This window comes from Acinetobacter calcoaceticus, from assembly GCF_016508255.1.
Lineage (GTDB): Bacteria > Pseudomonadota > Gammaproteobacteria > Pseudomonadales > Moraxellaceae > Acinetobacter > Acinetobacter calcoaceticus_E.
On sequence record NZ_JADVKT010000003.1, the window covers coordinates 1 to 19552 of the forward strand.

General features: G+C 40.4%; 15 protein-coding genes and 1 tRNA gene. 15 read left to right on the top strand and 1 reads right to left on the bottom strand.

Annotated features, from left to right (window positions below):
• Positions 1 to 115 precede the first annotated feature (115 nt).
• The 10 genes from I5515_RS07650 (at position 116) to I5515_RS07695 (ending at position 12955) form a co-directional block, all read left to right on the top strand.
• A tRNA-Trp gene (locus tag I5515_RS07650) sits at positions 116 to 191 on the top strand.
• A gap of 75 nt (positions 192 to 266) precedes the next feature.
• The gene (secE, locus tag I5515_RS07655; RefSeq protein ID WP_199965529.1) at positions 267 to 707 is read left to right on the top strand and encodes a preprotein translocase subunit SecE; all 441 of its coding nucleotides are present in this window, start codon (positions 267 to 269) and stop codon (positions 705 to 707) included.
• A 7-nt stretch (positions 708 to 714) separates the two neighbouring features.
• Positions 715 to 1248: a transcription termination/antitermination protein NusG gene (nusG, locus tag I5515_RS07660; RefSeq protein ID WP_003654499.1), complete on the top strand. Its 534-nt coding sequence runs from the start codon at positions 715 to 717 to the stop codon at positions 1246 to 1248.
• Positions 1249 to 1357: 109 nt separating this feature from the next.
• The gene (rplK, locus tag I5515_RS07665) at positions 1358 to 1786 is read left to right on the top strand and encodes a 50S ribosomal protein L11 (protein WP_195768848.1); all 429 of its coding nucleotides are present in this window, start codon (positions 1358 to 1360) and stop codon (positions 1784 to 1786) included.
• A 3-nt stretch (positions 1787 to 1789) separates the two neighbouring features.
• Positions 1790 to 2485 (top strand): 50S ribosomal protein L1, encoded by a 696-nt coding sequence (gene rplA / locus I5515_RS07670; protein ID WP_003654501.1) that lies wholly within the window; start codon positions 1790 to 1792, stop codon positions 2483 to 2485.
• 315 nt (positions 2486 to 2800) lie between these two features.
• Complete coding sequence (rplJ, locus tag I5515_RS07675) at positions 2801 to 3307, top strand: 50S ribosomal protein L10 (protein WP_016139479.1); 507 nt, start codon at positions 2801 to 2803, stop codon at positions 3305 to 3307.
• 48 nt (positions 3308 to 3355) lie between these two features.
• Positions 3356 to 3724 carry a 50S ribosomal protein L7/L12 gene (gene rplL, locus I5515_RS07680; protein ID WP_009393209.1) on the top strand — a complete coding sequence of 123 codons (369 nt, stop codon included), beginning with the start codon at positions 3356 to 3358 and terminating at the stop codon, positions 3722 to 3724.
• Positions 3725 to 4029: 305 nt separating this feature from the next.
• Complete coding sequence (gene rpoB, locus I5515_RS07685; protein WP_199965530.1) at positions 4030 to 8118, top strand: DNA-directed RNA polymerase subunit beta; 4089 nt, start codon at positions 4030 to 4032, stop codon at positions 8116 to 8118.
• An 86-nt stretch (positions 8119 to 8204) separates the two neighbouring features.
• Positions 8205 to 12398 carry a DNA-directed RNA polymerase subunit beta' gene (gene rpoC, locus I5515_RS07690; protein WP_199965531.1) on the top strand — a complete coding sequence of 1398 codons (4194 nt, stop codon included), beginning with the start codon at positions 8205 to 8207 and terminating at the stop codon, positions 12396 to 12398.
• 200 nt (positions 12399 to 12598) lie between these two features.
• Positions 12599 to 12955 (top strand): DNA transfer protein p32, encoded by a 357-nt coding sequence (locus tag I5515_RS07695; RefSeq protein WP_199965532.1) that lies wholly within the window; start codon positions 12599 to 12601, stop codon positions 12953 to 12955.
• Positions 12956 to 12997: 42 nt separating this feature from the next.
• Here I5515_RS07695 and I5515_RS07700 read toward each other — a convergent pair whose 3' ends face one another.
• Complete coding sequence (locus I5515_RS07700) at positions 12998 to 13483, bottom strand: DUF4442 domain-containing protein (RefSeq protein WP_199965533.1); 486 nt, start codon at positions 13481 to 13483, stop codon at positions 12998 to 13000.
• 117 nt (positions 13484 to 13600) lie between these two features.
• Between I5515_RS07700 and I5515_RS07705 the strand changes: the two genes are divergently transcribed.
• The 5 genes from I5515_RS07705 (at position 13601) to htpG (ending at position 19478) form a co-directional block, all read left to right on the top strand.
• Positions 13601 to 14479, top strand: coding sequence for an alpha/beta fold hydrolase (locus I5515_RS07705; RefSeq protein WP_199965534.1), 879 nt, complete (start codon positions 13601 to 13603; stop codon positions 14477 to 14479).
• Between the two features lie 104 nt (positions 14480 to 14583).
• Positions 14584 to 16008, top strand: a complete 1425-nt coding sequence (locus tag I5515_RS07710) for a Na+/H+ antiporter family protein (protein WP_199965535.1) — start codon at positions 14584 to 14586, stop codon at positions 16006 to 16008.
• A gap of 319 nt (positions 16009 to 16327) precedes the next feature.
• Entirely contained in the window at positions 16328 to 16918 is a 591-nt protein-coding gene (locus I5515_RS07715; protein WP_199965536.1) for an OmpW/AlkL family protein, read from the top strand.
• Between the two features lie 186 nt (positions 16919 to 17104).
• Positions 17105 to 17458: a lysozyme inhibitor LprI family protein gene (locus I5515_RS07720; protein ID WP_199965537.1), complete on the top strand. Its 354-nt coding sequence runs from the start codon at positions 17105 to 17107 to the stop codon at positions 17456 to 17458.
• Positions 17459 to 17558: 100 nt separating this feature from the next.
• Complete coding sequence (htpG, locus tag I5515_RS07725; RefSeq protein WP_199965538.1) at positions 17559 to 19478, top strand: molecular chaperone HtpG; 1920 nt, start codon at positions 17559 to 17561, stop codon at positions 19476 to 19478.
• Positions 19479 to 19552: the final 74 nt, after the last annotated feature.

The following is a 19552-nucleotide window of genomic DNA, read 5'->3' on the forward strand; positions in this document are numbered from 1 at the left end:
TCGTGAAGGTGGTCGTACTGTAGGTGCTGGTGTTGTTGCGAAAGTAACTGCATAAGCATAATATAGTGACGAATTACGTCTCAGGTTGAGGGCTTTGGCTCTCAACCTGCATTATAGGTCAGTAGTTCAATTGGTAGAGCGTCGGTCTCCAAAACCGAATGTTGGGGGTTCGAGTCCCTCCTGGCCTGCCATATTTTGAAATAAAAAGCTTGATGCTGGCTTAGTTGTTCATATAATAAGTCGCGAGTTCTACGACGAGTACAAAAATGTCGAATGATAAATCGCGTGACGCATTGAGCGACGCGCCAATTCCCCAAAGAAATAATTCTGCTGAAGTTGTTCGTTCTGGTTCGCCTCTAGATATTGTTCTATGGGTGATTGCAATTGCATTATTGGTTTTAGCTATTACGGCGAATCAACATTTACCAGCGTATTGGGCGCCTGCAAACAATATTTGGGTGCGCGTTGGGGCAATTTTTGCTTGTATCGTTGTTGCTTTGGGTTTATTATACGCCACCCATCAAGGTAAAGGCTTCGTTCGTTTGCTAAAAGATGCACGAGTCGAATTGCGTCGAGTAACTTGGCCAACAAAACAAGAAACAGTCACTACGTCGTGGCAGGTTCTATTGGTTGTAGTTGTTGCATCATTGGTTTTATGGTGCTTTGACTATGGTTTGGGTTGGTTAATTAAGTTGATTATCGGGTAAAAGAGCTATGAAACGTTGGTACATTATTCATGCCTACTCTGGCTATGAAAAACAAGTGTTGCGTTCACTTACAGAACGAATCCAGCGTAGCGCTGTTGCTGATAGCTTTGGTGATGTCCTTGTTCCTACCGAAGAAGTGGTAGAAATGAAGGATGGTAAGAAACGTAAATCTGAGCGCAAATTTTTTCCAGGCTATGTGTTAGTCGAAATGGAAATGAATGATGATACTTGGCATATCGTTAAAGAATGTCCAAAGGTTCTAGGTTTTATCGGTGGTACACCTGAGAAGCCAGCACCAATCACTCAGCGTGAAGCAGATGCGATTCTTGCGCGTGTACGTAATACAGGTGAAGCACCACGTCCTAAGACGATGTTTGAGCCTGGTGAAGAATTACTTGTTATTGACGGTCCATTCACAGACTTTAAAGGTGTGGTGGAAGAAGTTCAATACGAGAAGTCACGTTTAACGTTGACAATTAACGTATTTAATCGACCAACTCAGGTTGAACTCGAATTTCGCCAAGTCGAAAAAACGATTTAATCTTAATTGGTTGAAAAGCGCCCGATTTTATCGGGCATTGTTGTTGTAACAGTAGTGTTGCGTAAAGATTGGGGAGCCTAGCGGCGTTCGTACCCAGAGGTATTTTAAAATGGCTAAGAAGATTGACGGCTATATCAAGCTGCAAGTTCCAGCTGGTAAAGCAAATCCATCTCCACCAATTGGTCCTGCATTAGGTCAACGTGGTGTAAACATCATGGCATTCTGTAAAGAATTCAATGCTGCTACACAAAAAGTTGAACCAGGTCTTCCAATTCCTGTAGTGATTACTGTGTACAACGATAAGTCGTTCACATTCATCATGAAAACTCCACCAGCGTCTATTCTTCTTAAGAAAGCTGCTGGTATCCAAAAGGGTTCAGCTGTACCAAACAAAACTAAAGTTGGTAAGTTGACTCGTGCTCAGTTAGAAGAAATTGCGACTACTAAAGAACCGGATTTAACTGGTGCTGATTTAGACGCACGTGTACGTACCATTGCTGGTTCTGCGCGTTCTATGGGCTTGGAAGTGGAGCTATAAGACATGGCAAAGTTAACTAAACGTCAAAAAGCCATTGCTGCTGCTGTTGAAGCAAACAAAGTTTACACTTTGGAAGAAGCGGTACAAGTTCTTAACAGCTTACCTGCTGCGAAGTTCAAAGAATCTTTAGATGTAGCTGTAAATCTTGGTGTTGACCCACGTAAATCTGACCAGGTTGTTCGTGGTGCGACTACATTACCTGCTGGTACTGGTAAAACTGTACGTGTAGCGGTATTTGCTCAAGGCGCGCAAGCAGAAGCTGCTAAAGAAGCTGGTGCAGACATCGTAGGTTTTGATGACCTTGCTGAAAGCATCCAAGGTGGAAACCTTAACTTTGATGTTGTAATCGCTGCTCCTGACGCTATGCGCGTTGTTGGTAAGCTCGGTACAATTCTTGGTCCACGTGGTTTAATGCCAAACCCTAAAGTTGGTACTGTAACTCCTGATGTAGCGAATGCTGTTAAAAACGCTAAATCTGGTCAGGCTCGTTACCGTGTAGACAAAGCGGGTATTATCCATGCTGCGATCGGTCAGTTAGGCTTTGATGCTGCTGCTATCCGTCAAAACGTTGAAACCTTAGTTGCTGACTTGAAAAAGTTAAAACCTGCAACTTCTAAAGGTGTATACATCAAAAAGATCACTTTGAGCTCAACTATGGGTCCTGGTCTTACTGTTGATGTAAGCAACGTTTCTAACTAAGTTTAAAACTTGGTCAAGAATTTTAAAGTCCTGATTGAGGGCAGGGTGTAAAGAATCATAGATTTTTTACACTCATTCAAAGTAATGCTTTGTTTCCTCACTCATCAGGCGGACTTTGAATTGATAAATGTAAATTTATCAGCGTCAAAGACCACAGGCGAAGAGACTTCTTTTGAATATCTTCTTAATAGCCCAGCCTGCGTAGACGCGGTGGTGTGATTTATTCCTCCTCCGCGTGCAAGTCAAATCCTTGTTGACTTGCGAATTGGGAGTGTACTTTTTTGAGTACATAAATCACCGTTAGGAGGTTTTACAATGGCTCTTCTTATTGAAAGCAAAAAACAGATCGTTGCTGAAGTGGCTCAAACTGCTTCTACAGCGTTCGCTGCCGTTGTTGCTGACTATCAAGGTTTAACCGTTGAGCAATTAACTACTCTTCGTGTTGAAGCTCGTAAACTAGGTGTTGCTACACGCGTTGTGCGTAACACTTTGGCTAAACGTGCTCTTCAAGATACGCAATTTGCAATCTTGAATGACAACCTTGTTGGCCCAACAATCTTAGCATTCTCAACTTCTGAAGACGATATGGGTGCAGCTGCACGCTTGTTTGAAGAATTTGCTAAAACTAACAAAGCATTTGAATTAAAAGCTGCTGCATTTGACGGCAAACTTTATCAAGGTGCTGAAGTTAGCGTTATCGCAAACCTTCCAAACCAAGAAAAAGCGCTTACTATGCTCGCATCTGTTCTTCAAGCTCCTATTTCGAAATTGGGTCGCTTACTTACAGCGCTTCAAGAGAAAAACGAGTCAGAAGCTGCTTAAGCTTAAATCTACTTCCACACCATTCAATACCCATTTGGAGTTAATCTCATGGCTTTAACAAACGAAGAAATCCTAAACGCAGTTGCTGAAAAAACTGTTCTTGAACTTGTTGAACTTATTTCTGCTTTTGAAGAGAAATTCAACGTATCTGCTGCTGCTGTAGCTGTAGCTGCTCCTGCTGCAGGCGCTGCTGCTGCTGAAGAACAAACTGAATTCAACGTTGAGTTGACTTCTTTTGGTGCTAACAAAGTAGCTGTAATTAAAGCAGTTCGTGAAGCAACTGGCCTTGGTCTTAAAGAAGCTAAAGACCTAGTTGAAGGTGCTCCACAAGTTCTTAAAGAAGGCATTTCTAAAGAAGAAGGCGAAGAACTTAAGAAGAAACTTGAAGAAGCTGGTGCTACAGTTACACTTAAGTAATTGTAAAAGGAGTCGGTTTTTAAATCGGCTCCATAAAATGGCTGATGGCTCTTGGGTCATCAGCCTTTTTGCGTTACAATAATCGGCTCGATTTTTGTTTGTTCTGTACAATAACTGTTATTTTTCAGAATAATCAAAGTAATTTCAAATGCTTACCAATATTTTTCTTTTTAAAAAATATTGTTAAGCGTTTTAATACCACTAAAAATTGCAGCATTTGTAAACAGTGGTGGCCATATCGGCCTGTGTAATTCCTTCTGAGCCCGTTCTGCAGGCGGGCTTGGTTTACTTTCCGAGGACTCCAGATGGCATACTCATATACCGAAAAGAAACGGATCCGTAAGAATTTTGGTAAATTGCCCCAAGTAATGGAAGCACCGTACTTACTTTCGATTCAGGTCGATTCGTATAGAACGTTCTTGCAAGGTGGCAAATCTCCAAAAAACCGCGAAGATATCGGTCTCCAAGCCGCATTTCGTTCAGTTTTTCCTATAGAAAGTTATTCTGGCAATGCTGCTTTAGAATTTGTTGAGTATAGCCTTGGTAAGCCTGAGTTTGATGTGCGTGAATGTATTTTACGTGGTTCGACTTATGCGGCACCAATGCGCGTAAAAATTCGTTTGATTATTAAAGATCGCGAAACTAAATCTATTAAAGACGTACGTGAACAAGAAGTCTACATGGGTGAAATGCCACTCATGACAGACAATGGTACCTTTGTGATCAATGGTACTGAGCGTGTAATCGTATCTCAATTACACCGTTCACCTGGTGTATTCTTTGATCACGATAAAGGCAAAACACATTCAAGTGGTAAAGTACTTTATTCTGCACGTATTATTCCTTACCGTGGTTCATGGTTAGATTTCGAATTTGATGCAAAAGATTTAGTTTATGTGCGTATTGACCGTCGTCGTAAATTATTAGCAACTGTTGTATTGCGTGCATTGGGTTACAACAATGAACAAATCTTGAATTTGTTCTATGAAAAAGTACCTGTATATCTTGATATGGGTAGCTATCAAATTGACCTTGTTCCAGATCGTCTGCGTGGCGAAATGGCGCAATTTGATATTGCAGATAATGACGGTAAAATCATTGTTGAGCAAGGTAAACGTATTAATGCACGTCACGTACGTCAAATGGAAGCTTCTGGTTTAGCTAAGCTATCAGTTCCTGATGAGTACCTGTACGAGCGTATCACTGCCGAAGATATTACTTTACGTAATGGTGATGTGATTCCTGCAAATACATTGTTAAGCCATGAAGTTATGGTGAAACTTGCAGAAGGCGGTGTTAAACAGTTCAATATCTTGTTTACGAACGATATTGACCGTGGTTCATTTGTTGCTGACTCATTACGTGCTGACACAACATCTGGTCGTGAAGAAGCATTAGTTGAAATCTATAAAGTAATGCGTCCAGGCGAGCCACCAACAAAAGAAGCTGCTGAAAACTTATTTAATAACTTATTCTTCTCTTCTGAACGTTATGACTTATCTCCAGTAGGTCGTATGAAGTTTAACCGTCGTTTGGGTCGCCCATACGAAGTTGGTACTGATCAGAAGTCACGTGAAGTAGAAGGTATTTTATCGCACGAAGATATCATCGATGTATTACGTACATTAGTTGAAATCCGTAACGGTAAAGGTGAAGTCGATGATATCGATCACTTGGGTAACCGTCGTGTACGTTCTGTTGGTGAAATGACTGAAAACCAATTCCGTGTTGGTTTGGTTCGTGTTGAACGTGCTGTTAAAGAGCGTTTAAGTCAAGCAGAAACAGATAATTTATCTCCGCAAGATCTAATCAACGCAAAACCAGTTGCAGCTGCAATCAAAGAATTCTTTGGTTCAAGCCAATTGTCTCAGTTTATGGATCAAAACAACCCATTATCTGAGATTACACATAAACGTCGTGTTTCAGCGCTTGGACCTGGTGGTTTAACGCGTGAACGTGCGGGCTTTGAAGTACGTGACGTACATCAAACTCACTATGGTCGTGTATGTCCAATTGAAACGCCGGAAGGTCCAAACATTGGTTTGATCAACTCGCTTTCTGTTTATGCAAAAGCAAATGATTTTGGTTTCTTGGAAACACCTTACCGTAAAGTGGTAGATGGCCGAGTAACTGATGCTGTTGAATACCTTTCTGCTATTGAAGAAGTGGGTACTGTTATTGCACAGGCCGATTCTGCGATAGATAAAGATGGTAACTTAACAGAAGAGTTTGTTTCTGTTCGTCATCAAGGTGAATTTGTACGTATCCCACCTGAAAAAGTGACGCATATGGATGTATCTGCACAGCAGGTTGTATCTGTAGCTGCATCGCTTATTCCGTTCCTTGAACACGATGACGCAAACCGTGCATTGATGGGTTCAAACATGCAACGTCAGGCGGTTCCTACTCTACGTGCGGATAAACCGCTTGTAGGTACAGGTATGGAAGCGAACGTTGCACGTGACTCGGGTGTATGTGTGATCGCAAACCGTGGTGGTGCGATTGAATATGTAGATGCTTCTCGTATCGTTATTCGTGTAAACGAAGATGAAATGATTGCAGGTGAGGCTGGTGTAGATATTTACAACCTCATTAAATATACACGTTCTAACCAAAACACTTGTATCAACCAAAATATTATCGTGAATTTGGGCGACAAAGTTGCTCGCGGTGATATCTTGGCAGACGGTCCGTCAACAGATATGGGTGAGCTTGCGCTTGGTCAAAACATGCGTGTAGCGTTCATGACGTGGAATGGTTACAACTACGAAGACTCGATCTTGTTATCTGAGCGTGTACTTCAAGAAGACCGTTTAACTTCTATTCATATTCAAGAATTATCATGTGTAGCACGTGATACTAAGTTAGGTGCAGAAGAAATTACTGCCGATATCCCTAACGTAGGTGAAGCTGCACTTTCTAAACTTGATGAATCGGGTATCGTTTATATCGGTGCTGAAGTTACTGCTGGTGACATCCTTGTTGGTAAAGTAACGCCTAAAGGTGAAACTCAGTTAACTCCTGAAGAAAAATTGCTTCGTGCAATCTTCGGTGAGAAAGCAGCTGACGTTAAAGACTCATCTTTACGTGTTCCATCTGGTACTAAAGGTACAGTTATCGATGTTCAAGTCTTCACTCGTGATGGCTTAGAGAAAGATGACCGTGCGTTGGCAATTGAAAAAGCACAGCTTGACTCTTACCGTAAAGACTTGAAAGAAGAATACAAGATCTTTGAAGAAGCAGCTCGTGAACGTGTAATTCGTTTGCTTAAAGGCCAAGAGTCTAACGGTGGTGGTTCAACTAAACGTGGCGACAAGCTCGTTGAAGATATGCTGTCTGGTTTAGAACTTGTTGACTTACTTGAAATCCAACCTACAGACGAAGCAATTGCTGAACGTTTATCTCAAATTCAAGTGTTCTTGAAAGAGAAGAGCGCAGAAATTGATGAGAAGTTTGCAGAGAAGAAACGTAAGCTTTCGACTGGTGATGAGTTAACAACAGGTGTTCTGAAAGTTGTTAAAGTTTACCTAGCAGTTAAACGTCGCATTCAGCCTGGTGATAAAATGGCTGGTCGTCACGGTAACAAAGGTGTTGTATCTAACATTTTACCTGTTGAAGACATGCCACACGATGCTAACGGTGTACCGGTAGATATCGTATTGAACCCATTGGGTGTACCATCTCGTATGAACGTGGGTCAGATTCTTGAGACTCACTTAGGTATGGCGGCTAAAGGGCTTGGCGATAAAATCGAAAAAATGTTGAAAGAACAGCGTACAGTTTTAGAACTTCGCGAATTCTTAGACAAGATTTATAACAAAGTTGGTGGCGAGCAAGAAGATCTTGATAGCTTAACTGATGCTGAAGTTTTAGCTCTTTCTGGCAACTTACGTGCTGGTGTGCCTTTAGCTACTCCTGTATTTGATGGTGCTGAAGAAAGCCAAATTAAAGACTTACTTGAATTAGCTGACATTTCACGTACTGGTCAAACAGTATTGTTTGATGGTCGTACGGGTGAACAGTTTGATCGTCCTGTAACTGTAGGTTACATGTACATGCTCAAATTGAACCACTTGGTTGATGACAAAATGCATGCGCGTTCAACTGGTTCTTACTCACTTGTTACACAACAACCGCTTGGTGGTAAAGCACAGTTCGGTGGTCAGCGTTTCGGTGAGATGGAGGTCTGGGCACTTGAAGCTTACGGTGCAGCATATACTCTTCAAGAGATGTTAACTGTTAAGTCGGATGACGTTGAAGGTCGTACACGCATCTATAAGAATATTGTAGATGGTAACCATTATATGGATCCGGGTATGCCTGAATCGTTCAACGTATTGACCAAAGAGATCCGTTCTTTAGGTATCAACATTGAACTGAAAAATGGTGACTAAGTCGTAAGACTCACGATTTTTTAGGAAAAAACAATATTTGTGACCCAGTCGGGTAAGCGTTGCTTCCCGACACACGGAGAAAAAAATTGAAAGACTTGCTCGATATCATGCGTAAGAAAACGGACTCAGATGGTCATGCACCAATTGAGTTTGACCGTATCCGTATTGGTCTTGCGTCACCAGAAATGATTAAGTCATGGTCTCATGGTGAAGTTAAAAAACCTGAGACAATTAACTACCGTACTTTTAAACCAGAACGTGACGGTTTGTTCTGTGCCAAAATTTTTGGTCCAGTAAAAGATTACGAATGCTTGTGTGGTAAATACAAGCGTATGAAATACAAAGGCGTCATTTGTGAAAAATGTGGCGTTGAAGTAACTACAGCGAAAGTTCGTCGTGAACGTATGGGTCACATTGAACTCGCTTCTCCAGTTGCACATATCTGGTTCTTAAAATCGTTACCATCTCGTATCGGTTTATTACTTGATATGACGCTTCGTGATATCGAACGCGTATTGTATTTCGAATCATATGTTGTAACTGATCCTGGTATGACTCCGTTTGAAAAGTATCAACTTTTAACAGACGAAGAATACTTCAATGCACTTGAAGAGCACGGTGATGAATTCACTGCGAAAATGGGTGCAGAAGCGATTCAGGACTTGTTAAAAGATATCGATCTTGAAGCTGAAATCGCACGTTTACGTGAAGAAATCCCTCAAACAACTTCTGAAACGAAGTTGAAAAAAGCGTCTAAGCGCTTGAAATTGATGGAAGCATTCAACGATTCAAACAACAAGCCAGAATGGATGGTGATGAATGTACTTCCTGTACTTCCACCTGATTTACGTCCATTAGTTCCACTTGAAGGTGGTCGTTTCGCGACTTCTGACTTGAACGATTTATATCGTCGTGTCATTAACCGTAACAACCGTTTGAAGCGTCTTCTTGATCTTGCAGCACCAGACATTATCGTACGTAACGAAAAACGTATGTTACAAGAGTCTGTAGATGCATTGCTTGATAACGGTCGTCGTGGTCGTGCAATTACTGGTTCTAACAAACGTCCATTAAAATCTTTGGCAGACATGATCAAAGGTAAACAAGGTCGTTTCCGTCAGAACTTACTTGGTAAGCGTGTTGACTATTCTGGTCGTTCGGTAATTACTGTAGGTCCTACTTTACGCCTTCACCAATGTGGTCTTCCGAAGAAAATGGCACTTGAATTATTCAAGCCATTCATTTTCGCGAAACTACAAGCTTCAGGTCAGGCAACAACCATTAAAGCTGCGAAGAAAATGGTTGAGCGTGAGACTCCAGAAGTTTGGGACGTTCTTGCTTCTGTAATTCGTCAACATCCAGTTATGTTGAACCGTGCGCCAACACTTCACCGTTTAGGTCTTCAAGCATTTGAACCTATTCTTATTGAAGGTAAGGCAATCCGTCTTCACCCACTCGTTTGTGCTGCGTTTAACGCCGACTTCGACGGTGACCAAATGGCGGTACACGTTCCATTGACACTTGAAGCACAGTTAGAAGCTCGTGCATTGATGATGTCAACAAACAACATCTTGTCACCAGCAAATGGTGAGCCGATCATCGTTCCTTCTCAGGACGTTGTCTTGGGTCTTTACTACATCACACGTGATGCAGTAAATGCTAAAGGCGAAGGCATGGTGTTTGCTGATACTCACGAAGTAAACCGTGCACTTGCAACTGGTCAGGTTGCGATCCATGCTCGTGTTAAAGTACGTGTGCATCAAACTGTTATCAATGAAGATGGTGAACGTGAACACGGAACTATTATTGTTGAGACGACACCTGGTCGCTGTTTGCTTTGGGAAGTTGTTCCACAAGGCTTAAGCTTTGACATGATCAACCTTGAGATGACTAAAAAGAATATCTCGAAGTTAATCAACTCTTGTTACCGTAAACTTGGTTTGAAAGATACAGTTATCTTTGCTGACCAATTGATGTACTTGGGCTTCCGTCAAGCGACTCGTTCAGGTGTATCTGTAGGTATGGAAGACATGTTAATTCCACCTACTAAGTACACAATTATTGATAAAGCAGAAACAGAAGTTCGTGAAATCGAACAACAGTTCGAACAAGGTTTCGTAACTGCTGGTGAGCGTTATAACAAAGTTGTCGATATTTGGGCGCGTACAAACGACCAAGTTGCTAAAGCAATGATGGATAACTTGTCTTATACCGTTGTGAAAAACAAACAAGGTGAAGACGAGAAGCAGAAATCATTCAACAGCATCTATATGATGTCTGACTCTGGTGCCCGTGGTAGTGCGGCACAGATTCGTCAGCTTGCTGGTATGCGTGGTTTGATGGCAAAACCGGACGGTTCGATTATCGAAACTCCGATTAAAGCGAACTTCCGTGAAGGTTTGACAGTACTTCAGTACTTCATTTCAACACACGGTGCGCGTAAAGGTTTGGCCGATACAGCATTAAAAACTGCGAACTCTGGTTACTTGACACGTCGTCTTGTAGACGTAGCGCAAGATTTGGTAATTACCGAGCCTGACTGTGGTACAGCGGGTGGTCTTGTAATGACTCCGTTCATTCAAGGTGGTGATGTTATCGAACCATTACGTGATCGCGTATTGGGTCGTGTAACGGCTGAAGATGTTCGTCGTGCGTCTGATGATGAAGTTGTATTACCTCGTGGTACGTTAATTGACGAAAAAATCGCAGCTCATCTTGAAGAAGCAGGTGTGGATGAAGTCAAAGTACGTTCAGTAATTGCTTGTGAATCTGCTTTTGGTGTATGTGCTCGTTGTTATGGCCGTGACCTTGCACGTGGTCACTTGGTTAACCCAGGTGAATCAGTCGGTGTAATGGCAGCACAGTCTATTGGTGAGCCAGGTACACAGTTAACGATGCGTACGTTCCACGTTGGTGGTGCTGCGAGCCGAACTTCTGCTGCAAACAGTGTTCAAGTACGTAACAAAGGTACTGTACGTTTCCATAACGTGAAAACTGTACAACATGCAAAAGGTCACTTGGTTTCAGTTTCTCGTTCAGGTGAAATTGGTATTGCCGATGATTTAGGTCGTGAACGCGAACGCTATAAACTTCCTTACGGTGCAAGCATCTTGTTGAAAGATGGTGAATCTGTAGAAGCTGGCGGTATTGTGGCGACTTGGGATCCGCATACACATCCATTGGTAACAGAAGTTGCTGGTAAAGCACGTTTCAGCCAAATCGCTGATGGCGTAACTGCAACATCAAAAACTGATGATGCAACTGGTATGACTACTGTTGAAATCTTACCTGTAACAGCTCGTCCTGCTTCTGGTAAAGATTTGCGTCCTGCAATCGTGTTGGATACAACAGATGGCGGCGAACAGTTCTACTTCTTGCCACAAAACACAATCGTAACTGTTCGCGATGGCGAAACGATTGGTGTTGGTGACGTTATTGGTCGTGTACCGCAAGAAACATCACGTACTCGTGATATTACCGGTGGTCTTCCGCGTGTAGCTGACTTGTTTGAAGCACGTAAGCCGAAAGAACATGCAATTCTTGCTGAAGTTTCAGGTGTTGTAAGCTTCGGTAAAGAGACTAAGGGTAAAAACCGTTTGGTAATTAGCCCTGATGATGGTTCTGAGATCTACGAAGAGTTGATTCCAAAATGGCGTCAAATCAACGTGTTCGAAGGCGAGCATGTGAACCGTGGTGAAACTGTTTCTGATGGTCCACAAAACCCGCATGACATCTTACGTTTGAAAGGTGAAGTTGCATTAACTAACTACATCGTAAACGAAGTTCAAGACGTATACCGTCTCCAAGGTGTAAAAATCAACGACAAACATATTGAAGTTATCGTACGTCAAATGTTGCGTAAAGTTGATATCACTGATGGCGGCGATACAAGCTTCATTAAAGGTGAGCAAGTGGATTACATCCGCGTTGTTCAAGAGAACCAAGCTGTCTTGGCTCAGAACAAGTTCCCTGCGAAGTTTGAACGTCAATTGATGGGTATTACTAAAGCATCGCTTTCTACAGACTCGTTCATCTCTGCTGCATCGTTCCAGGAAACAACTCGTGTGTTAACTGAAGCGGCTGTAACAGGTAAAGAAGATGATTTACGTGGCTTGAAAGAAAACGTTGTAGTGGGTCGCTTAATTCCAGCTGGTACTGGTCTTGCATATCACCTAGAACGTCGTCGTCAAGAAGCTGAAGCTGCTGAACATGAGCTTCACAATGACTTCAGCGAAGTAGACCAAGCATTCAGCCAAGCATTAAACTCAGAACAATTCTAAGTTTAGATTGGCACTAAAAAAGGCACCTAAGGGTGCCTTTTTTTATTTATTTTTATAGCCTTACATTGAATATATAAAAATAAATAGAGGTTCTTTACAAAACATTAATCTATTAGGACATTGTGTTAACAGAATATGATCAAATTTCTCATAAAAGAGGATTATGATTTTTATTAGAACAAATAGTAGTGAGTACGGTTATGAAAAAAACAATTGGATTGGTGTCTGCTTTAATGTTGTCTACACTTATGTTCACAGGCTGTCAAAGTATGAGCCCATCTGAACAACGGATTGGTGCGGCTGCAGCAGGTGGAGCATTAGGTGGTGGCTTAGGTAACCACGTTGGTGGTGGCGTTGGGGCAGGTTTAGGTGCGGCTGTCGGTGCGGGAGTCGGTTCTAATACTCAAGGTGGTAGTAAGCAAACAACAACCAAGAGCGCGATTGGTGCTGGTCTCGGTTCTGTTATAGGTAAAGCACTCATTGGTGGCGACTCAGGCGCTGCGATTGGTGGTGCACTAGGTGGTGGTGCTGGCGCCGCTATTGAAGAGAAAAGATAAAATCCATAGATTTCATAAAATAAGCGCGTTTCTGCGCTTATTTTATTGGTGGAAGGGCTTAGCCTTTTTACGTCTGATATAAAGCGTTTTTTGTACTTCTGCAATTCTTATTCCAGACTCATCAAAAATATTTAAATGATAAGTTCTTAGAACAGGGGCGTAATTTTCGGCAAGTTCACGAATTTGCTCAATTTCAGCTAAGTCGACTCGAATATCTGCATGTACAGTGTTTCGACCTGGGGAAAGAAAATTAATTTCGGCAGATTTATCCCAAACAATATATTTTGATCCGAGATGATGCATAAGAATCATCATATAAAATGGGTCAACCATTGAATAAAGACTTCCACCAAAATGTGTTCCGACTAAATTTTGGTTTTTCCAAGTCAAAGGCATCTTTACGCGGACATGGCAAAGTTCTAAATTCATGATTTCAATATAAATCCCTGCGCCTCGATAAGGAGGATAGTGATTAAATAGAAACTTTGAAATCGTAGGATTGTTCTGAAGTCGTTTTAAAATAGCCATAATAGTCAATTTTTTTTATTGAAACAGTATTCATACTAGATAAGTATCATCTTTTTTATATTGATGGCAATGCTCTATCCGACTAACGACATGATCAATTGAAAAACAAAATAGGAAATGATTATGCAGCCAAAAGTTCATACAGTAACAACAAGTGATCAGCAAACGCTTTGTGTTAAAACATGGGGCGATGAAAAAAATACACCGTTGGTCTTGGTACATGGTTATCCAGACAATCAAGAAGTATGGGAATCGGTCATTGAATATTTGATTAATGACTTTTACATTGTCACGTATGATGTACGTGGAGCGGGTTTATCATCTATACCAAAACGAATACGCGATTATCGTTTAGAGCGTTTATCTTTAGATTTACAAGAAGTTGTTGATCAACTATTACCAAATCGCCAATTCCATATGGCTGCCCATGATTGGGGATCAATTCAGTCTTGGGAGTCGGCAACGGAGCCAAAACTCAAAGGTCGCTTATTGTCATACACAACAATTTCAGGCCCATGTCTTGACCACGCAGCTTTATTCCTACGCGATAAATTTAAATCTGCGCCCAGCCACGTTTTAAAAATTTTAACTAAGTCGTGGTATATCGGTGCTTTTCATCTTCCAATACTTGCCCCAACCGTATGGTCTCTTTTTAGTCCTGAAAAATGGGGAAAAATACTCACTCAGTTGGAAAGACAAAGTAATTTACCTTTAAATAATAATATTAATGCAGATGGTAAATATGGCATTAATTTATATCGGGCAAATTTCATTCCTCGTTTAACAAGTCCACGTCAACGTTATGCGCAGTGTCCTGTCAAAGCGATTATTTTAAAATATGATGCTTTTGTAAGTCCGGAATATATTACTGAAGCAATGCCAAAATGGGTAGAAAAGTTTGAATATGTGGAACTTGAAGCAAATCACTGGGCGATTCTCAGTAAAGCAGAGCAGGTTGCAAGTCATATTCGTCAGTTTATTAATGCCCAAACCTAATTGGTTATAAGTGACAGCACAAAACTGTTAATTCGGTGACATTTTCGGCTTCATAGATATGAATCTGATAGAATGTCGCCTTTTGTTTTGCTCTGAATTTATTCATGAATGCTGTCGTTATTGCGATTGCAGTGATGTTTTTATTATCACTGGCACGCGTTTCTGTCGTACTGACTTTAGTGGTTTCTGCCATTGTAGGCGGCCTCGTAGCAGGTTTAAGCCTTTCTCAAACTGTTGACGCCTTTAATGCTGGTCTTGGTGATGGTGCTGAAGTTGCACTTGCCTATGCAGTGCTAGGGGCTTTCGCTCTGGCACTTTCAAAATCTGGTTTACCTGATTTACTTGCCCATAAACTTATTGGTTTGTTGGGAATGGAAGCTGGAAAAAGCCGCGAAACTAAAGTGAAATATCTACTGTTAGGTATTTTACTGATTGCTGCTATTTTCTCTCAGAACCTTATTCCAGTTCATATTGCCTTTATTCCTGTACTCGTTCCGCCATTATTACGGGTAATGAACCATTTAAGGTTAGACCGCAGAGCAGCAGCCTGTGTGCTTACTCTAGGTTTAGTCGGAACTTATATTTTTCTTCCGGTTGGATTTGGCGCAATTTTTCTTGAACAAATTTTGATGGGAAATATCAACAAGGTTGGTGCGGCGTATGGCTTGCATGTAGAGCGTGGCATGATGTCAATTGGCATGGCAATTCCAGTTCTAGGAATGGTTTTAGGCACATTAGTCGCTGTATTTATTAGCTATCGTAAACCAAGAATCTATGCCGATCGTGCGATTACACCAACTACAACAATTGATTTAGATAAACCTCTTCGTGCAACGACTCAAGTTGAAACAGCTGACTTAAAAGCAGATGCAGAAGAGTTAAAGCATGAGGCAGAGCAAGCGCCCGTGATTGCAAAGAAAACGATCTATATGGCATTGCTTGCAATTGGTCTAACACTCGTTGCACAGCTCTATTCAGGTTCAATGATTTTGGGTGGTTTAGTCGGTTTTGCTGTTCTATCTACTGCCGGAATTTTTAAGTGGCAAGAGGCAGATGACGTCTTCGTGCAAGGCATGCGGATGATGGCATTAGTGGGTTTTATCATGATTTCCGCTGCTGGTTTTGCCTCAGTTATGACGCATACGGGCGACATCAACCAGTTAGTCAAAGGCGTAGTAGAGATTATTGGGGATAACCGTGCATTAGCAGCTTTCTTAATGCTTTGTATTGGTTTATTTGTCACGATTGGTATTGGTTCATCCTTCTCTAGTGTTCCTGTATTAGCCGTTATTTATGTACCTTTATGTGTACAGTTCGGATTCTCACCTCTAGCGACCATTGCCCTTATTGGGACAGCAGCAGCCTTAGGTGATGCTGGTTCACCAGCCTCTGATTCAACGTTAGGACCAACGGCTGGTTTGGGTGTAGATGGGCAACATGATCATATTTGGGATACAGTTATTCCTACATTCATTCATTTTAATATCCCGCTATTAATTTTTGGTTGGATCGCAGCAATGGTGTTATAAAATATTGAATAAAAAACCTTCTTAATAATGATTTTTGGATCAACATTAAGAAGGTTTTTTATTAGCTAAATTAAAGGTATATTTAAAATAAATTATATTAAAATACTCAGAATTAGAAAGTATATTAAAATAGTTGGTAATATAAAAATAATCTTGATTAATAAGGTTGGAATAAAAACCAATTAAAATAGTTGGTTAATATATAATTTTATTTAAAACAGTTATTTAAAAATAAATGATAAATTAATTTTATAATGTGTATTGCATGATTTTAAAATACATGTTTATTATAAATATAAATAAGTTTGGAGATATTAAAGTGTTCAAAAAAGTTTTGGTTGTTGCATTAATGGGGATGTCTTCTTTTACTTTTGCTGGTAACTGGCAAGTTAAATTTGGTGGAAGTGTTATTGCTCCATCAGAAGACACAACAACTCCTTTGGGTGTGGTAAAGGCAGATCATGAATATGCTTTTACGCCATCAATTGAATATTTTTTTGGGCAGTCTCCATTTTCAGCAGAATTGTTATTAGCAGCACCTGTTAATCATGATGTTTTGTTGGATGGAAATAAAGTAGCGCGTATTAAACAGTTACCTCCAACGATTACAGCAAAATATCATTTTAAAAACTCAACTCGTTTCACACCATATATTGGTGTTGGTGCGACAGCATTTATCCCTTGGGATGAACAAGGAGTAGCAGTAAAAGTTAAAGAAGACTTTGGTGTGGCAGGACAAGTTGGTTTTAATTTCCAACCTGCGGATGCTAAAAACTGGGGTGTATTTGTAGATGTTCGTTACATGGATATTAGTCCTGAAGTAACAATTGATCCATCAGTTGCTAACTATAAATTTGATTTAGATATTAATCCGTTTGTTTACACTTTAGGTTATAGCTATAAATTTTAAGCATAATAATAAATAGAACAATATAATAATAAACCTAGACTCAGGCACCTCACATATAATTTATGTGAGGTTTTTTTATGAGTTTTATTTGCATTAAAAAAGCATAAAACAGACAGTTTTCTACACACCTTATGCATATTTTTTTCTAAACTAATTTTTATTCATTACAAACATGGGAATAAAATCATGAATAACAAATTAGCGATTTGCTTAGCGCTTTTTAGTGGTATTGCTTTTACACAGAATTTACAAGCAGCAAGTTTTTCTTGTAATGCCGCAAAAACGAAAACGGAAAAAAGTATTTGTAAAAATCTTTCCTTAAATGATGCAGATGTGAAAATGGCAACAACCTATCAAATTGTTTTGCACGCATTGCCGATGGGTGGGCGTGATAGTCAGAAAGATGCTCAGCAGCAATGGTTGAAACAAAGAAATGCCTGCGGTGCTAGCGTAAGTTGTATTTCTAAGGTCTATCAACAACGCCAAAAACAGTTAGATACGATATTGCAAGATAGAGTATTAAGTCATGGACCGTTCTAATTAGAAAAATTTTTTAATATTCAGGATTGAAAAATTCTAGAAGTCCTCCATTCATAAAGCATTCGAAAACAAACAGACTTCAAAATTTAAGGAGTGATTTATGAGTGAACAAGCATCACAAAATTATAGTTTCCAAGCGGAAGTTGCACAGCTTTTACATTTAGTGACGCATTCTCTCTATTCTAACCCTGAGATTTTCTTACGCGAGCTGATCTCTAATGCATCGGATGCATGTGATAAGTTGCGCTTTGAAGGAATTAATCATCCTGAATATTATGAAAATGATCCAGATTTACATGTACGGGTTATTTTAAATAAAGACGACAAAACTTTAACGATTTCTGATAACGGTATTGGTTTAAGTCAACAAGAAGCAATTGATAACTTGGGTACGATTGCGAAATCGGGCACTAAAGATTTTATGTCGAAATTGACTGGTGATCAAAAAGCAGATGCTCAGTTGATTGGTCAATTTGGTGTTGGTTTTTACTCAGGTTTTATTGTTGCCGATAAAATTACAGTGGAATCTCGCCGTGCAGGTGTAGAGGCATCTGAAGGGGTTCGTTGGATTAGTGGTGGTACAGGCGAGTTTGAAGTTCAGCAAATTGATAAGGCTTCACGTGGTACCGACATTATTCTTCACTTGCGTGATGATGCGCTTGATTATTTAGAATCTTATAAAGTTAAGCAGATTATTAATAAATATTCTGACCACATTAGCTTGCCAATTGAAATGCAAAAAGAAGTTTGGCAAGAGGAAGAGGCGGCTGAAGGCGAAGAGTCTAAAGGCGGTCAAATGGTCAAAACTGGCGAGTGGGAAGCGATTAACTCGGCAAGTGCTTTATGGACACGTAACAAGAGCGAAGTAACTGAAGAGCAGTACGTTGAGTTCTATAAAAACTTAACACATGACTTTGAGGCTCCGCTTGCCTGGGCACATAACCGTGTAGAAGGCAGTACCGAATATACGCAGCTACTCTATATTCCAAGTAAAGCTCCACATGATATTTTCACACGTGAAGCAAAAGCAGGAATTAAGTTATATGTAAAACGTGTGTTCATTATGGATGATGCGGATAATTTAATTCCAAACTATCTGCGCTTTGTGCAAGGTGTTGTAGATAGTGCTGATTTGCCACTGAATGTAAGCCGTGAACTGTTGCAAGAAAGCCGTGATGTCAAAACAATTCGTGAAGGTAACGCACGCCGCATATTAACCATGCTCGATGGCTTGGCTAAGTCAGAAGATGAAAAAGACCAAGAAAAATTCAAGACGTTCTACACTGAATTTGGTTCAGTGCTAAAAGAAGGCTTGGGCGAAGACTTTGGAAACCGCGAACGTATTTTAAAATTATTACGTTATGCAACTTCAACAAATGATGATGTAACAACTTCTTTTGCTGACTATAAAGCACGTATGAAAGAAGGCCAAAAAGCCATCTATTATGTGACTGCTGACAGTTTAGCTGCAGCGAAAAACTCACCACAGCTTGAGTTGTTCAAGAAAAAAGGCATTGAAGTATTATTAATGGCAGAGCGTGTTGACGAATGGGCAATGAATTTTGTTCAAGAGTTTGACGGTACGCCATTAAAGAATGTGTCTAAAGGTGCGGTTGATTTAGGTGATTTGCAAGATGCAGAAGAGAAAAAGGCACTTGAGCAAGCAGCTGAACAGTTCAAACCTGTAGTTGATAAACTAAGTGACTCATTGAAAGCTAAAACTAAAGAAGTACGTGTAACTACGCGTCTAGTTGATTCTCCTGCATGTTTAGTAACAAGCGAAGGTGAGTTATCACCTCAACTTATCCGAATGCTAAAACAAGCAGGACAAGAAGTACCTGAAATCAAACCAATCTTAGAAATTAACCCTGAGCATCCTTTAGTGAAAAAACTTGAAGGTTCAGAGCAGTTTGATGACTTAGCCAACGTAATTTTTGATCAGGCTGTTATTGCGGAAGGTGGTTTACCAGAAGATCCAGCAGCTTATGTGAAGCGTATTAATAGCTTATTGCTGAAATAATTTAGCGAAAAAAAGCCCCTGAATCTTCAGGGGCTTTTTTGTGGATAAAGAAAGAGTTATCCACAATTTGGTGA

What these genes read in the sequence shown, in the direction of transcription:
- htpG (WP_199965538.1), top strand. Translation starts at nt 17,559, where the DNA reads ATGAGTGAACAAGCATCACAAAATTATAGTTTCCAAGCGGAAGTTGCA.
- rplL (WP_009393209.1), top strand. Translation starts at nt 3,356, where the DNA reads ATGGCTTTAACAAACGAAGAAATCCTAAACGCAGTTGCTGAAAAAACT.
- I5515_RS07705 (WP_199965534.1), top strand. Translation starts at nt 13,601, where the DNA reads ATGATTATGCAGCCAAAAGTTCATACAGTAACAACAAGTGATCAGCAA.
- secE (WP_199965529.1), top strand. Translation starts at nt 267, where the DNA reads ATGTCGAATGATAAATCGCGTGACGCATTGAGCGACGCGCCAATTCCC.
- I5515_RS07695 (WP_199965532.1), top strand. Translation starts at nt 12,599, where the DNA reads ATGAAAAAAACAATTGGATTGGTGTCTGCTTTAATGTTGTCTACACTT.
- I5515_RS07720 (WP_199965537.1), top strand. Translation starts at nt 17,105, where the DNA reads ATGAATAACAAATTAGCGATTTGCTTAGCGCTTTTTAGTGGTATTGCT.
- I5515_RS07700 (WP_199965533.1), bottom strand. Translation starts at nt 13,483, where the DNA reads ATGGCTATTTTAAAACGACTTCAGAACAATCCTACGATTTCAAAGTTT.
- nusG (WP_003654499.1), top strand. Translation starts at nt 715, where the DNA reads ATGAAACGTTGGTACATTATTCATGCCTACTCTGGCTATGAAAAACAA.
- I5515_RS07710 (WP_199965535.1), top strand. Translation starts at nt 14,584, where the DNA reads ATGAATGCTGTCGTTATTGCGATTGCAGTGATGTTTTTATTATCACTG.
- rplJ (WP_016139479.1), top strand. Translation starts at nt 2,801, where the DNA reads ATGGCTCTTCTTATTGAAAGCAAAAAACAGATCGTTGCTGAAGTGGCT.
- rplA (WP_003654501.1), top strand. Translation starts at nt 1,790, where the DNA reads ATGGCAAAGTTAACTAAACGTCAAAAAGCCATTGCTGCTGCTGTTGAA.
- rpoB (WP_199965530.1), top strand. Translation starts at nt 4,030, where the DNA reads ATGGCATACTCATATACCGAAAAGAAACGGATCCGTAAGAATTTTGGT.
- rplK (WP_195768848.1), top strand. Translation starts at nt 1,358, where the DNA reads ATGGCTAAGAAGATTGACGGCTATATCAAGCTGCAAGTTCCAGCTGGT.